At 61.5% G+C, this 13207-nt stretch carries 10 protein-coding genes; 2 read left to right on the forward strand and 8 right to left on the reverse strand.

Annotated features, from left to right (window positions below):
* Positions 1 to 219 precede the first annotated feature (219 nt).
* Positions 220 to 1983 (forward strand): adenylate/guanylate cyclase domain-containing protein, encoded by a 1764-nt coding sequence (locus X726_RS144990; RefSeq protein ID WP_023672129.1) that lies wholly within the window; start codon positions 220 to 222, stop codon positions 1981 to 1983.
* Positions 1984 to 2003: 20 nt separating this feature from the next.
* Here X726_RS144990 and X726_RS144985 read toward each other — a convergent pair whose 3' ends face one another.
* The 3 genes from X726_RS144985 to X726_RS144975 all read right to left on the reverse strand — a co-directional run bounded on the left by X726_RS144985 (position 2004) and on the right by X726_RS144975 (position 4853).
* Positions 2004 to 3377, reverse strand: a complete 1374-nt coding sequence (locus X726_RS144985) for a hypothetical protein (protein ID WP_031215308.1) — start codon at positions 3375 to 3377, stop codon at positions 2004 to 2006.
* Positions 3377 to 3895 (reverse strand): GNAT family N-acetyltransferase, encoded by a 519-nt coding sequence (locus tag X726_RS144980; protein ID WP_023672131.1) that lies wholly within the window; start codon positions 3893 to 3895, stop codon positions 3377 to 3379. The genes X726_RS144985 and X726_RS144980 overlap by 1 nt, the downstream gene beginning before the upstream one ends.
* A gap of 136 nt (positions 3896 to 4031) precedes the next feature.
* Positions 4032 to 4853 carry a hypothetical protein gene (locus tag X726_RS144975; RefSeq protein WP_023672132.1) on the reverse strand — a complete coding sequence of 274 codons (822 nt, stop codon included), beginning with the start codon at positions 4851 to 4853 and terminating at the stop codon, positions 4032 to 4034.
* 301 nt (positions 4854 to 5154) lie between these two features.
* On the opposite strand from X726_RS144975, the gene X726_RS144970 reads away from it, so the two are divergent.
* Positions 5155 to 6570: an adenylate/guanylate cyclase domain-containing protein gene (locus X726_RS144970; protein ID WP_023672133.1), complete on the forward strand. Its 1416-nt coding sequence runs from the start codon at positions 5155 to 5157 to the stop codon at positions 6568 to 6570.
* Between the two features lie 15 nt (positions 6571 to 6585).
* On the opposite strand, the gene X726_RS144965 is transcribed toward X726_RS144970, so the two are convergent.
* From X726_RS144965 to X726_RS144945, 5 genes are all read right to left on the reverse strand, one after another.
* The gene (locus X726_RS144965; RefSeq protein WP_023672134.1) at positions 6586 to 7065 is read right to left on the reverse strand and encodes a class I SAM-dependent methyltransferase; all 480 of its coding nucleotides are present in this window, start codon (positions 7063 to 7065) and stop codon (positions 6586 to 6588) included.
* A 147-nt stretch (positions 7066 to 7212) separates the two neighbouring features.
* Positions 7213 to 8394, reverse strand: coding sequence for an ABC transporter permease (locus X726_RS144960; protein WP_031215310.1), 1182 nt, complete (start codon positions 8392 to 8394; stop codon positions 7213 to 7215).
* Entirely contained in the window at positions 8391 to 9389 is a 999-nt protein-coding gene (locus tag X726_RS144955; RefSeq protein WP_023672136.1) for an ABC transporter permease, read from the reverse strand. Before X726_RS144955 ends, X726_RS144960 begins: the two co-directional genes overlap by 4 nt.
* A 2-nt stretch (positions 9390 to 9391) precedes the next feature.
* Positions 9392 to 11290: an ABC transporter substrate-binding protein gene (locus X726_RS144950; RefSeq protein ID WP_023672137.1), complete on the reverse strand. Its 1899-nt coding sequence runs from the start codon at positions 11288 to 11290 to the stop codon at positions 9392 to 9394.
* On the reverse strand, positions 11287 to 13182 hold the full coding sequence (locus tag X726_RS144945) for an ABC transporter ATP-binding protein (RefSeq protein ID WP_023672138.1): 1896 nt from the start codon (positions 13180 to 13182) through the stop codon (positions 11287 to 11289). Before X726_RS144945 ends, X726_RS144950 begins: the two co-directional genes overlap by 4 nt.
* Positions 13183 to 13207 lie beyond the last annotated feature (25 nt).

Here is a 13207-nt window from a genome sequence, read left to right on the forward strand (position 1 = left end):
GACCTTGGGCCATGACGCGTGATCTCGCCACGCTCGTCACGGCCGGGGTATTCACAAGGATGAACCGATAGTCGTCAACCGGCAAGCGGCAGCGCAAATGGGCATCGGTCTGGGTTCGGCGGTGGAGCACTGCCGATACGGGCGGCCGCGTGGCCGTGATTTGCGAAAATTCCCTCGTCCCGCCGTCTTCCTGCTATGATGGAGACGAGGAGGCGACCCATGAGCGAGAACCGTAAGCTGGCCGCAATCCTGGCTGCAGATGTGGTCGGATACAGCCGGCTCGCGAGCGCGGACGAAGATCGTACCTTGGCGCGGTTGCGAGCACTGCGCAGCGACCTGATCGATCCGATCATCGCAGTGCACCACGGGCGGGTTATCAAGCGTACCGGAGATGGGGCACTGGTTGAGTTTCGCAGTGTGGTCGATGCCGTGCGCTGCGCCGTTGAGATTCAAAACGGTATGGTTGAGCGCAATGCCGGCGTACCGCAGGAGCGCCGCATCGAGTTCAGGATAGGCATCCATCTGGGCGACGTGGTCGAAGAGAGCGATGGCGACCTGATGGGTGACGGCGTCAACATCGCCTCGCGTCTGGAGGGCGTTGCGGCGCCCGGCGCCATCTGCCTGTCCGAGGATGCCTATCGCCAGGTCAAGGCCAGGCTTGACCTCTCGGTCAGCGATCTCGGCAGCACACAGCTCAAGAACATCGCCGAGCCGATCCGGGTGTATTCGCTGCAGGTCGGCGCCGGGGCCAAGGTGGCCGCGACCTCGCAAACCCCGACGAGCCCTCCGGCTGCGGCAGCGCCGCCGAAACTGTCGATCGCCGTGCTGCCGTTCGCCAATATGAGCGGTGATGCCGAACAGGACTACTTCGCCGACGGCATCTCCGAAGACATCATCACGGCGCTGTCCAAACTGTCACAGCTCTTCGTCATCGCTCGCAATTCGTCCTTCATCTTCAAGGGCCAGAACGTCCATGTGCAGGATGTCGGTACGAAACTCGGCGTGCGCTATGTCCTTGAAGGAAGCGTACGCAAGTCGGGGAACAAGGTACGCATCACCGCGCAGCTCATCGATGCAATCTCAGGCGGCCATCTTTGGGCGGAGCGGTTCGATCGCGATCTGACCGACATATTCGCCGTGCAGGATGACGTGACGCAGCACATCGTCGGTGCGCTGGCGCTCAATCTAACCGAGGACGACCGTCTGCGGCTGGCGCCCGAACACCAGCGCAACCCGGAGGCGTATGACTGTTTCCTGCGGGGCCGGGAGCTGTGGCACCGGCTGACGAAGGACACGAACGTCGCGGCCCGCGAGCTCTTGCAGCGGGCCATCGAACTGGACCCGAAATTTGCCTCTGCCCACGCTTTCCTAGCCCTCACGCACGGGCTCGATTACCTCAACAGGTGGGGTGCGTTGGACTCGATGGCGCAAGCGGAAGAGGCAGCAACGCGAGCGGTAACGCTGGATGACAGCGATCCCTGGGCGCACTGGGCGCTGGCATCGGCCAAGCTTTACACACGACGGCACGATGAAGCCATCGGCGAGGTCGAGCGCGCGATAGCCCTCAATCCGAACTTCGCCGAAGCGCACGTCGCCCGCGGCGAGGCGCTGTATTATTCGGGTAGACCCGCGGAGGCGCTAGAGAGTTTCGCCCGGGGAAAGACCTTGAATCCATACTTTCCGGATGTGCTTCTGCACTTCCAGGCTTTGGCATCGTTTCAGCTGGGAAGGTACGAAGAGGCCGTCGACCTCTTGCTGCAACGGCTGGCTCGCAACGCTGTCACCGACGTCTCGCGTGCGCTTCTGGCGGCATGCTACGGCCATCTGGGCCGTTTGGAGCAGGCCCATGCGGCATGGCAGGACCTGCTTCGCGTCAATCCCGCCTATTCGCTGGAACACCGTCGCAAGGTCTTGCCTTACAAGAACCCTGCCGATTTCGAACTCATGGTCGAGGGGCTCCGCAAGGCCGGTGTGGTGCAATGACGGGCTAAAGCCCGGCCGGGTCAGAGGCCTGAGGCCCGGCCGATCTTGCGCCATCGGGCGTTTTCGCGGACCGGTTTCAGGTCATCGGTCGTCTCGGCAAATGTCCGCAACCGGTATTGCCGCAGCAGGTCCGGGAAGAGCGCTCCTTCCGGCAGGCTGGCAAGCTGCTCGCGGACCGAGATCTTTTCATCGATGACCCGCATGCCCCAGGCATTTTCCCGAACCTGCAGCTCGGCGGCCAGATCGCGCTCTTCTGGCGCGTTTTCATCAAGCGCAGCCAGCAGGATCGAGTGGAAAAGCGCGACATAGCCAATCTGTCTCAGGCCGCCCACAACCCGCACGCGCGGCAATATGGCAAGGGCGAGGAACATCAGGAACAAGTCCGGCAAAAGCATGCCGTCGAGCAGTGCCTGCTGGAGATGCGGCCGCTCGAACGGGATGGAAAGACCATGCGGCCTGTCAGGCTCGATCAGCCGCCCGTTCTCGAGGACGAGCTTGCGCACGCGCTGCTCGCGGATGCCCCAGAAATAGGCCGTGGCATTGGGCAGGAACCTGCCAAATGGGCCCGATGCGGCTTCTTGCAAGGCATGGTCGAGACGCCGGCGCCTTGCTGGCTCGAGGAGCAGCCTGGAAAGAAGGCTGCCTTCATCTTCCAGATGCCGCGACACGACAGTCGCGGCCAGCCTATCATCGATGAAAACCGGCCGAGCCATGCCGGAACGATCCCAATCGGCGACCAGATCCTCGTTGAGTTCTGTCAGCGCATCGGCGGCGGTTGCAAACACCTTTTCCTGGCTGGCAAGCAGCGTGCCCAGCCAGCTTCTGGCATCCGTCTCATTGCCCACCGTTTCGAGCGCGCGCCCGTTGAGGGTAACGGGACCGGCCGCGCAGGCGCTTTTGCGGCACAGTTTGTGGCGCCCCATGCCAAACAAATTGACCTTGTCGTCGCCGACATCGAGCCATCCCGGCCCCTCCCGGCCGGTTGTCTCCATGGTCATGGTCGTTCCCATGAAGCCGAAAAAAGCCGACAGCCCGTTTTCGACCGCGCCGAGCCAGGCAAGCAGCAGGGCATCGAAGGTGATGCGATCCATCAGAAGCAGGCAGTGCAGGCCGGACTGGATAACCGGTCTGTGGTCGAATTCGTTGAGGGCCTTGCCGATCGCTTCAGGCTGCATGATCGCACCGAGGCGCTGCTGCAGGACGTCGCGCAGGATCGAGCGGGCAGCAATCGACGGGGCCGATCCAGGCCTTGCCACCGGCCGCCACAGATGGCGGGCATAATCGGAAACCGGTGCATTCCAGTTCTGCTCGATGTCACGCACGACCTCCGGGCAGAGCAGCGACAGCACGGCCAAAATGTCCACCGGAGGGGCAAGGGCAGGGACGGTGGTCATCAGAACCGCAGCCGGGCCATGCTCAGGAGGTCGTGGTACTGCCCGTCGGTAAAACCGGCCTTCACATGCCGGCCTTCGACCTCGAAGCCATGGCTTGTGTAGAGACGGATGGCCGGTTCGTTGTCGGCATAGACAGTCAACTCGACCCGCTTAAGGGCGCGCCAATTGTCGGCCACGTCAAGCAGCGCGCCTAGGATGGCAGAGCCGATGCCTCTGCCGACAAAACCATCGTCAAGGCCGATATTGATCTCGCCGATATGCGAGCGGCGCGGCGAACCCTGCGCGACCAGGCTGCCATGGCCGACAACCTTGCCGTCCGACTCGGCAACGATCCAGGTGGTTTCCGGGCCGGACTTGGCGATGCGCCGCTCCACCTGCTCCACCATCTCGAATGGCATCCTGAGTGTGCCCCAGCGGAAGCCCGGCATATTGAAGATAGCGCAAAGCGCCTCGGCATCGCTTGGCCGGACGGCCCGGAGCTGCGGCTGGATTTTCTCTAGGGGTGGCGTGCTGGTCATGGCTTTTCCGGCTACAGCAATTCCAGGAAAAGTGTGAGCGGTTTTCCGTCCGGAATTGCGTCAGAACAAAGGACAGAGGCAATATGCCCGGCACGATGCACCGGACGTCACCTGAAAATCCAGCCGTCTCTGCGACCTATGCCGATTGCGCGGCAAAATGCCGGGGGGCGGCGTAGAATTTGAGGATACCGCTGATGCCGATCCAGCCGAAAAGGGCAAGCCAGCACAATGTCCCGGCCGCCGTCCAGTCGATCCGGTGCACGGCGGCGTCGGTGATGACGAGGCCAAGAACGGCAAGCAGGCCAACCAGAAACTGCGCCAGGCCGAGCACCAGCAATTCCTCACGCGGCGCACTTCTCCAGAGGAGATAGGTGCCGCCTGCACCCGCGAGGAAGATGGCACTGTAGACCTGGGCGTGGAAGGCATCGATCGGCCATGGCCAGAAGCCACCGAATGTCAGGGGAAACAGCAACAGGCCGACGCCGTAGACCCCGAGGATCGTCATTTCCACCGGTAGGTAGGCGCGCCATGCGGGGTTTAAGATCACGCCTTTTGCAGAAGGGCGGGCCCTTGCCCGCCACAGGAACAGCCCGGATACAGCGGCCGACGCAAGATAGACCAGAAACCATAGCCAGGGGGCTTTGCGCTCGAAGTTGAAATAGCCAAGGTTGATGAACGAAGCCGCCGACACGATGACGGTGAAGATGAAGGCCATGACCAGCACAAGCCTGCCGGGCGACCAGCGATTCCAGACCAGCAGCGCCGCCATCACTGCCATTTCGGCGGTGTAGAAGCCGCCGAGGAAGCGGGCATTGAACGGCGTGACGGCCCAGGGCCAGCGCGGCTTGACCAGCGCGGGCGCGAAAAACAGGCCGGCCCCGACGATCAGGACGATGATGACCCCCGCCGAGAAAAGGCGCAGGGCCGCCGGAAACGGCGGGTTGTCGCGTGTCGGCATGGAGAAAACCCCAGAGATGAATGCCCCATGGGCTATCATAGTTTGGAATTCAACAAATGGAAATTGACCTGTCACCAGGCTTGTCCATTCGAATGGCCGTACGGTTCATTTCGCAGTATGATGGAGCGTTCGGGTCGAAGATCGGTCCGGCCAACACGCCTAGAGCCGGATGATTTCAGGTCTGTCCGACCTGAAATCTGAATCCGCCTCTAAATCAGGAAATAGAGGATGATGTCGTCCGAAAACCGCTTCACACTTTTCGGCATCATGCTCTAGCGGCGCAATTTCCGGAGCCTGCACGATGACCGAAGCTCAGGATCTGTTCTCGCTTCTGCGGCAATCGACCGATGTCGATCCGCAGGCAATCGACGCAATCCGGCAAACCATCGCCGAGGGCAAGGACCGCGAACTTTGCCGCATCAATGCGCTGGCCTTCGCCAGCAAGCATGGCCTCGACGAGGAACGCACCATAAGCGCCTTTCTCCATGCGGTGCGGGTGGGCATCTTCGACATTTCCTGGAATGTTCTGTGCCCCGGCTGTGGCGGCGTGCTCGACACCAACGCCACGCTGAAAACCATGCAGAAGGACGAATACACCTGCGCGCTGTGCTCCCAGGGCTATTCGCCGACACTCGACGAGATGGTCGAGGTGACATTCACCGTCAGTCCCCGTGTGCGCAGGATTGCCGCCCACAATCCACACGAACTGCCGTTGGTGGAATATTACCGCCAGATCTACTGGGCGTCCGGGGCCGATCTGCCGGACGAGGATCTGGCGGAAAAGATGGAAGCGTTCTCGCTGGAAGATATCGAGCTAGCGCCCGGTGAAAAGGCGGTTCTGCACATCCAGCTTCCGCCCCAATTCATCATCGTCTTCGAGCCGGTCACGCATTCGGCCCAGTTCATCGACGCGAAGGGCGAACCGGCAAAAGAGCGGCGAAACCTCTCTCTGGCCTTCGACCGCGACCATGTCCAGAGCCAGACGCTGGAGATGCAGCCCGGCCCATTGCGCATTTCGCTGGAAAACAGGACCGACACGCGCGTGCTGCCGACGGTCTTCATCGCCTGCCCGGTATTGCATGATTTCCTGGGCAAGCGCCGGCCCTTCGTGACCGCCAAGCGCCTGCTCACCAACCAGACGTTCCGGGATCTCTATCGCACGGATACGCTCGACATCAACCAGCGCCTGAAGATCACCAGCCTGACCTTCCTGTTCACCGATCTGCGCGGATCGACCGAGCTTTACGAGCGGGTGGGCGATCTTTCAGCCTTCGATCTCGTGCGCGAGCATTTCCAGGTTCTGCACGAGATCGTCGCGGCGGAGGCAGGCGCGGTTGTGAAGACGATCGGCGATGCGGTGATGGCGACCTTCGCGACGCCTGACCGTGCGATTGCCGCGGCGCTGCGGATGCGCGACGCCATGCGGGCGCTCAATGACAAAAGCGGGCGCGAGGACCTTCTGCTAAAGATCGGTGTTCATGCCGGCCCCTGCATAGCCGTGTCCATGAACGAGCGGCAGGATTATTTCGGCCAGACGGTCAACATTGCTTCGCGGGTCCAGAACCTCGCCAACGCACAGGCGATCTTCGCCACGCGTGCGGTGGTCGACGACAATCTCACTGCCGATTTGTTGCACAGGAACGCGCTGACGCCCGTGCCGCACGAGGTCTCGCTGCGCGGCATCGAGCGGGAGATTGCGGTTTATACGATCCCCTGAAGAGTTCTCTGCCGCTTACACGCGCTTGCAGAGGAAATAACGGTCGGCGGGCTCCGAAGTGGGCGCCGGGAGGTGTTGCAGCAGCGGGTGATCGAGCGGCGTGCCACTGACCGCGAAGCCGCCGACGCGAAGCAGGCTCGCAATCAGATCGGGAAGCCAGGTAGCGGTCACTGCATCGCGATCGTCATAGCCGGTGCCGATGTCGGCATGAACAAGGGCGGCTTCGATGCCAATGAACTTGCGGCCCGTCTCGCGTATTTCGCCGAGCACGAGGTTTTCAGCTTCGGGAATTGAGCTAGTGTGCGCGCCAACTTCGCGGTCGAACACCACGATCCGGCGCCCGGGCAGAAGCTCGCGCAGATGGTGGAATGTCCGGCCATTGCCGAGGCCGAGCTCAAGCACAAGCCCCTCCATCTTCGCCACCTCGGGGCAGATTCGATTAAGAATGTCGCGCTGCGCGGTCATCCTGCTGATGAAATTATCGAGGCGACTCATATGCGATTGTGTGTCCTGAACCAGCAGCCCCGATCGAGGCTTGCTGCATATAAAGGCGAACGACGAACCCTGCAATAACGCAACCGGCCGCCGACAAGCGTCATACCGGGTGGAGTGTTCGGCAGGCCGCGCGGTGGAACAGCGATATCACTTGTAGGGGTCTGCGGCGTCCCGCAAGCCGTCGCCGAGGAAGTTGAACGCCATGATAACGAGGATGACCGGCAGCATCGGCAAAAGCAGCCATGGATAGAACGCGATCACGCTGACGCTGCGCGCCTCGGTGAGCAGGATGCCCCAGCTGGTTATCGGCGCCCTCAGGCCGAGCCCGAGGAAGCTCAGCGCCGTTTCGCCCAGGATCATGCCAGGGATGGAGAGCGTCGCCGTCGCGATCAGATGCGACATGAAGCCGGGAATGAGATGCCGCCTGATGATGCGGCTGCTTCCGGCGCCCATCAACTGCGCGGCCAGAACGTAATCCTCCTCGCGCAAGGCCAGAAGCTTTGAACGCACGGCCCGCGCCAGTCCGGTCCAGTCGAGCAGCCCGAGGATGACGGTGATGCCGAAATAGATCAGGATCGGACTCCACGTTATCGGCATGATCGCCGCCAGGGCCAGCCATAGCGGAATGCTGGGAATCGATTGCAGGACTTCGATTATCCGTTGGACGATCAGGTCGAAGATACCGCCGTGATAGCCGGCCAGCCCGCCGATGACGATGCCGAGCAGGAAGCTGAAACTGATGCCGACGAGGCCGATAGTCAGTGAAATGCGTGCGCCATAGATCATGCGCGAGAGCACGTCGCGCCCCAGCCTGTCGGTGCCGGCCAGAAACAGCTGCCCGTTTTCGGCAGGACAGACAAAATGCCTGTCACCTTCGATCAGGCCCCAGAACCGATAAGTGTCGCCCTGGCAGAAGAAACGGAGCCGCTGAACGTCGTCGTGGTTCTCGATGTAGTTCCGCTTGAGCGTGTCCATATCCAGCGTCATCTGGCGGCCATAGACGAACGGCCCGACGAACTCGCCATTGTGGAACAGATGCACGTGCTGCGGGGGCGCATAGATGTAGTCCATGTTGCGCGAGTGCAGATTGTAGGGCGCCAGGAACTCGCAGATCAGTATCCCGGAATACAGCACTGCCAGGAATATGCCGGATATAAGCGCAAGCCGGTGTTTGCGGAATTTCCACCACATCAGCCGCAACTGCGATGCCTGAAAGACCTTCGATTGCTCCGGCGTCATCGCCTCGACCGACTGCAGGTCGAAGGGCGCGCTGGAAATGTAGTGTTGCAGTGGAGCACCCGGAGCGGGCAGCGGCGAGTCCTGCTTCATTTGGTGCTGCCACCCTGCAAACGAATTCGTGGATCAAGCAGCGCCAGCGCCAGGTCGGAAATCAGCACGCCGATAACCGTCAGGAAGGCGAGGAACATCAGGAATGACCCTGCCAGATACATATCCTGGCTTTGCAGCGCCTTGATCAGCATCGGCCCGGTCGTTTCCAAAGACAGAACGATAGCCGTGATCTCAGCGCCGGAGATGATGGCCGGCAGGATCGAGCCGATGTCGGAAATGAAGAAATTGAGCGCCATGCGCAGCGGATATTTGACCAGCGCCTTGAACGGATGCAGGCCCTTGGCGCGCGCTGTAACGACATATTGCTTGTGCAGTTCGTCGAGCAGATTGGCGCGCAGCCGCCGGATCATGCTCGCCGTGCCGCCGGTGCCGATGATCAGGACCGGGATCCAGAGATGGGCGAGGATCGACTTCGCCTTGGCCCAGCTCATCGGCTCGCCGAGATATTGCTGGTCCATGAGGTGGCCGATGGACGTGCCGAACCAGATGTTGGCGAAATACATCAGGATCAGCGCCAGCATGAAATTCGGAATGGCAAGGCCGAGAAGGCCGAAGAAAGTCAGGCCGTAGTCGCCCCAGCTGTATTGATGCGTGGCGGAGTACATGCCGATCGGAAAGGCGATGAGCCAGGTGAAGATGATCGTGACGAAGGAAACCAGCACGGTCAGCCACATTCGGTCGCCGACGACGTCGCGAACCGGCAGCTCATATTCGAAGGAATAGCCGAAATCGCCGTGCAGCATCCCGCCCACCCAGTAGAAGTAGCGAATGACCGGCGGCTGGTCGAAACCATATTCTTTGCGCATCATCTGGATGCGGTCGGAATCCACCGCTTCGCCCTGGGCCCGAAGCTCAGCGACATAGCTGTCGAAATAATCGCCCGGTGGAAGTTCGATGATGGTGAACACCAGCGCCGATATGACCAGCAGCGTTGGAACCATCACGGCGATGCGCCAGACAAGATATCGAAGCACGCTCAGGAGCCTCCAAGCCAGAATGTGTCCAGCAAATAGACACCGAAATAGGAGGTCGGGTCGTAGCCGTAGAGTGCTTTGTCAGGCAGGTTGCGCAGCCGCGAGGATACCAGAATCGGCTGAAGTGTTTCGTTCACCGTACCGATAGAGAACACCTGATCGGTGTAGATCGACAGCATCGAGTTCCAGATTTCGGCGCGCTCGCTGGATTCGGTCGATCCGTTCCAGCGCTTGAGCAAAGCCATCAACTCGACCACTTCAGGAACATCGGGCGCCTCACCCATCTTGCCATGCGACAGATAGTAAGCGCCCCAGAGCGGCCATTGCAGCTGGTCGTCGATGGTGGGGGCCAGCTGGTATGGATTCATGTCTGCGGTCGGCACGCCATTGTCGATGCCCGACGACATCGACATCAGGATCTGGCCGCCAAGCGCGCGGCTGCGGAAGATGTCGCGCTGCGAAGTCCGGATGAACAAAGCGATGCCTATCTTGCGCCAGTGATCGGTGATGAGTTCGAGCGCATCGGTTTCCAGCGTGCTTTCGCCGGCCGTTTCCACGATGATCTGCGCCGGGCGTCCATCGGGAAGTAGCCGCAGGCCGTCATCGTCACGGGCCTGAAGCCCGACCTCGTCAAGCAGTGCATTGGCCTGGTCGGGATCGTGGGCGACCCAGGCTTTCGCGAATTCCGGCCGGTAGAGCGGGCTCTCCGGCAAGACCGTATCGGCGCTTTCCTGCGCCAATCCGTAGAAGACGGCCATGTTGATCTCGCGCCGGTCCACAGCGAGCGAAAGTGCGCGGCGCACGCGCACGTCACGCAAAAGGCCACGCCACACCGGGTCGGCACAATTCAGATTGGGCATGAGCGCCAGCCGCGAACCCTGTGTGCGTTTCCACAGATGCATCTTCACCGGGTAGCGCTTCTCCGCGTCCTTCAGGAAGGAGTAATCGCTGAAGTCGATTCCCATGCATTGCAGGTCGCTCTCGCCCGCACCGGTCTTGGCGGAGATGATCGCCGACGAGCTGACATTCATGATGATCCGGTCGACATAGGGCAGTTGCCGGCCGTTCTCGTCTGTTCGATGAAAGAACGGGTTGCGCTCGAAGATGAACTGCTCGGCCGGCGGCTTGGTCCGGTTCTGCCAGGGGTCGAGTGTCGGCAGATCCGGGTTCTCCGGGCGATACTGCCGCGACATGCGGATGTGCAGCAGCGTCCATTTTGCGGTCCGGTTCTCCTTCATCAGGCCGGCGAGCCGGAATGGATCCTGATATTTCTTGTGGAACTGCTTGAGATAGGCGGCCGGCAAAACAAGCGGTGTCGGCGAAGCAGCGGCAAGTTTGGGCAGGAAGTCGGGATTGGGCGCGTCCCAACTGTAGCGGACCGTCAACGGATCGACGATCTCGAAACGTGGCGGCTTGCCGTCCGCCAGCAGGGCAGGGGCGAGCCCCCCTTGCGAAAGCTCATCGTTCAGCCAGACATCTTCCCAGCAATAACGAAAATCCTCCGGCGTCAGCAGGCTGCCGTCTGACCATTTATGGCCTTCACGAATCTTGAACGTGAAGACGCGATCATCCTTTACGTCGAAACTTTCGAGAATGTCGGCCTGAAAGTTAAGCTTTTCGTCATAGCCGACCAGCCGGGAATACCCGTAGATCGTCATCATCCGGATATCTTTCTGGCTGCCGATGATCGTACGCAGCGTGCCGCCATACTGGCCGGGCTGCCGGCCCATCGCCGCGAGGTTCAACGCGCGCGGGCTTTTGGGCAGGCGCTCCGCGAGTGGCGGCAGAGCCCTGGCTTTCAGCTGCGGCTGAAGAAAATCCGGCTCCAGATCGCCGGCGCGCGCCGTGCCCGGCAGAAATGCCGAAGCCATGAGACCAAGGACAGTGCGGCGGCTGATCAATGGCGTAACTCGCTGACATCGGCCGAACGTCGGGCCAGCACGAGATGGCCGCCGCCGAGATCGAGCGGCGACAGCATATCCTCTTCGCCCTCGTCGCGGAATTGCGGGCCCCATGCGCTGGTGTCGGAAGCGCCGCCGAGCTTCAGCGTCTTGAAATCCATCGGCCGGTCGAGATCGGGGAAGGGGACTGCGGCGAGCAGCGAGCGCGTGTAGGGGTGGATCGGTTTCCTGAGCAGAATTTCGCGCGGTGCAAGCTCGACGATACGCCCGCCGCACATCACCGCGATGCGGTCCGCCATGTAGTCCACCACCGCCAGATTGTGGGATATGAACAGGTAGGTCAGGCCCAGTTCCTTCTGCAGGTCCTTCAGAAGGTTCAGGATCTGCGCCTGCACGGAGACATCGAGCGCCGAAACCGGCTCGTCGCAGATCAGCAGTTCAGGCCCCAGCGCCAAGGCGCGCGCAATGCCGATACGCTGACGCTGCCCGCCGGAGAAGCTGTGGGGATAGCGCTGGATGAAGCGCGGATCGAGCCCGATTGCCTGCATCAGGCTCTTGACCGTGGCTAGCCGGGACGCGGCATTGCCACGTTGATGGATTTCCAGCGGCTCGCTCAAGATGTTTTCCACGGTCATGCGAGGCGAAAGCGACGAGACCGGATCCTGGAAAACCATCTGGAGTTTCGCCCGCAGCAAGCGCAGGGCGTCTCCCTCGGCTTCCAGGACGTCGATCGGTCCGTCGCGGCCGTTGAAGATCACGGAGCCGCCGGTAGGGGTGACGGCCCGCATCAGGATCTTGCTGACGGTGGTTTTGCCGCAACCGCTTTCGCCAACCAGGCCCAGGCACTCACCTCGCCTGATGTCGAAGCTGACGCCGTCCACGGCGCGAACAGAGGTCTGATGGCTCCCGCTGAACCATCCGGAGTTGCGGATGGTGTAGACCTTTTTCAGATCCCTGACCGACAGCAGAATGTCGTCCGGCCCCTTCGCTTCCGGCGCCGTCTGCTTGCCCAGCAGGGTCCCGACATTCACCGGCACCTCGCGGAGCGCCTTCAGTCTTTCGCCAGGCTTCAGGTCGAAATGCGGAACGGCTGCCATGAGGCCCTTCAGGTAAGGGTGGCCTGGCCGGCGGAATATTGCCTCCACAGGGCCTGCTTCCATGATCTCGCCATGGTACATGACGACCACCTCGTCGGCGACATTGGCGACCACGCCGAGGTCGTGCGTGATCAGCAGCATTGCCATGTTGAGCTTGGTCTGGAGCCCACGAAGCAATTGCAGGATTTGCGCCTGGATGGTGACGTCCAACGCCGTCGTCGGCTCATCGGCGATCAACAGAGCGGGCCGGCAGATAAGCGCCATGGCGATCATAGCGCGTTGCCGCAATCCTCCAGAAAGTTCAAATGGATACATGTCGTAGGCGCGCTTGGGATTGGGAAACCCGACGAGGCCGAGCATTTCCTCGGTCCGTGCCTTGCGCTCCGTCCGATCCATGTGCGTATGAATCTGCAGGGATTCGCTGACCTGGTTGCCGATCGTGTGCAGCGGCGACAGCGATGTCATCGGCTCCTGAAAGATCTTGCCGATGCGGCTGCCTCTCAACGCCCGGATTTCGGGTCCGTCTCGCGGCATCTGCAGGATATCCTGCGTCGTGCCGGGCTTTTTGGGATCGGAAAACAGGATACGGCCGCGAACATGGGCCGTGTTCGGCAAGATGCCCATCACGGCCTGGCTGAGAACCGATTTTCCGGAACCGGACTCACCGACAAGTGCGGTGACCTTGCCGGGCAGGACGCGAAGATTTGCCCGCCTGACGGCATGCAACGGTCCCCCGACAATGGCAAAAGAGATGCCAACATCCTCGATCCGCAGCAGATCAACGCCTGCATCCATTCCCACACCAGCCCCAATCTGGCGC

The sequence above is a fragment of the Mesorhizobium sp. LSJC285A00 genome (assembly GCF_000503155.1).
GTDB lineage: Bacteria > Pseudomonadota > Alphaproteobacteria > Rhizobiales > Rhizobiaceae > Mesorhizobium.

What these genes read in the sequence shown, in the direction of transcription:
- X726_RS144990 (WP_023672129.1), top strand. Translation starts at nt 220, where the DNA reads ATGAGCGAGAACCGTAAGCTGGCCGCAATCCTGGCTGCAGATGTGGTC.
- X726_RS144985 (WP_031215308.1), bottom strand. Translation starts at nt 3,377, where the DNA reads ATGACCACCGTCCCTGCCCTTGCCCCTCCGGTGGACATTTTGGCCGTG.
- X726_RS144980 (WP_023672131.1), bottom strand. Translation starts at nt 3,895, where the DNA reads ATGACCAGCACGCCACCCCTAGAGAAAATCCAGCCGCAGCTCCGGGCC.
- X726_RS144975 (WP_023672132.1), bottom strand. Translation starts at nt 4,853, where the DNA reads ATGCCGACACGCGACAACCCGCCGTTTCCGGCGGCCCTGCGCCTTTTC.
- X726_RS144970 (WP_023672133.1), top strand. Translation starts at nt 5,155, where the DNA reads ATGACCGAAGCTCAGGATCTGTTCTCGCTTCTGCGGCAATCGACCGAT.
- X726_RS144965 (WP_023672134.1), bottom strand. Translation starts at nt 7,065, where the DNA reads ATGAGTCGCCTCGATAATTTCATCAGCAGGATGACCGCGCAGCGCGAC.
- X726_RS144960 (WP_031215310.1), bottom strand. Translation starts at nt 8,394, where the DNA reads ATGAAGCAGGACTCGCCGCTGCCCGCTCCGGGTGCTCCACTGCAACAC.
- X726_RS144945 (WP_023672138.1), bottom strand. Translation starts at nt 13,182, where the DNA reads ATGGATGCAGGCGTTGATCTGCTGCGGATCGAGGATGTTGGCATCTCT.